The sequence below is a fragment of the Candidatus Thermoplasmatota archaeon genome (assembly GCA_029907305.1).
In the GTDB taxonomy this organism is placed as follows: Archaea; Thermoplasmatota; E2; order DHVEG-1; family DHVEG-1; genus JARYMC01.
On record JARYMC010000116.1, the window covers coordinates 1 to 1013 of the forward strand.

General features: G+C 35.5%; 2 protein-coding genes (1 of these 2 running past the window's edge). Both read right to left on the reverse strand.

The window, feature by feature from the left end; all coding sequences use genetic code 11:
• Positions 1 to 73: 73 nt before the first annotated feature.
• On the reverse strand, positions 74 to 574 hold the full coding sequence (locus QHH19_07090; GenBank protein ID MDH7518085.1) for a nicotinamide-nucleotide adenylyltransferase: 501 nt from the start codon (positions 572 to 574) through the stop codon (positions 74 to 76).
• A gap of 42 nt (positions 575 to 616) precedes the next feature.
• Positions 617 to 1013: the end of an ATP-dependent protease LonB gene (gene lonB, locus QHH19_07095; GenBank protein ID MDH7518086.1), read on the reverse strand. The gene runs 1697 nt beyond the window's last position; 397 of the gene's 2094 nt are visible here — the last part of the coding sequence; the start codon falls outside the window, past its right edge; it ends in the stop codon at positions 617 to 619.

Here is a 1013-nt window from a genome sequence, read left to right on the forward strand (position 1 = left end):
TGTTAAAATTGAAGATGGTTGAATAATGAGGGGGTAAATTGAGATAGGCTATTCATAATGTGACATTGTCAAGTTAGTTAGATAGTTTTTTTAATCTATTAACGCCATCGATTTTTTTTATGATTTTAACAACAGGTTCTGGAACCAAGTCAGCCCATGGCTCATCTTTGATGATCCTACGCCTGATTTCCTTACCAGAGTACTTTTTTCTATCAAGAATAGCTGTCTGCTCTACTTTGTAACCTTTTTCTTCGAATAACTGTTTTGTTAATGGACTGTTTGTTATGACAACATCGAAATCTGTTACTATAGACGATACATATGATGCCCATCTTGGTAAATCATGGATATCTGGTATAAGCTCAATTCTATAGTTTTTGACACCGATTTGTTCAAGTGATTTTTTTATCATCTCTTTTCTTTCATCTGATGAAAAAGGGTTTTCTAGAGAATTTGAGTATTGTGAGCTACCCAAGCCTATGATGATTTCATCATATTTTTTTGAGACGTTTTTTATTACGTTTAGATGTCCTTTGTGGAAGGGCTGAAATCTACCAATGAATAAGGCTTTCATGGTTTTTACAAAAAAGAGAATATAAGAAGTTGATATAAAACATTACTTTTCCTTGAAAGACCGCCCAGTAGCTTCTTTGGTTTTATTAATTTTTTTTGTGATGTCAGGGGTTATCATCTTTTTTTCTGACTCAAGTTCTACTTTTGCTGTAACCCGGAGTGGTTTCATTTCTCTGAGTTTTCTAAGCAGCTCCTCTTTCCCAGGTCCTACTAGAGCGTTTTCTATAACCTCTGTTAGGGTCTCCACTGGGATGATCTCTATTTTATCCTTATATTTATCTTCGATTAGTACATCGTTTAGGTTAGCTTTTGGTACTATAACTTTTTTTATACCTGCTTCTGCTGCTGCTTCTACTTTCGCGGTGACACCACCAATTGGTAGAACGGTACCTCTTATGCTGAGTGAACCTGTCATAGCAACATCCTGTCTGACTGGTACA

What these genes read in the sequence shown, in the direction of transcription:
- QHH19_07090 (MDH7518085.1), bottom strand. Translation starts at nt 574, where the DNA reads ATGAAAGCCTTATTCATTGGTAGATTTCAGCCCTTCCACAAAGGACAT.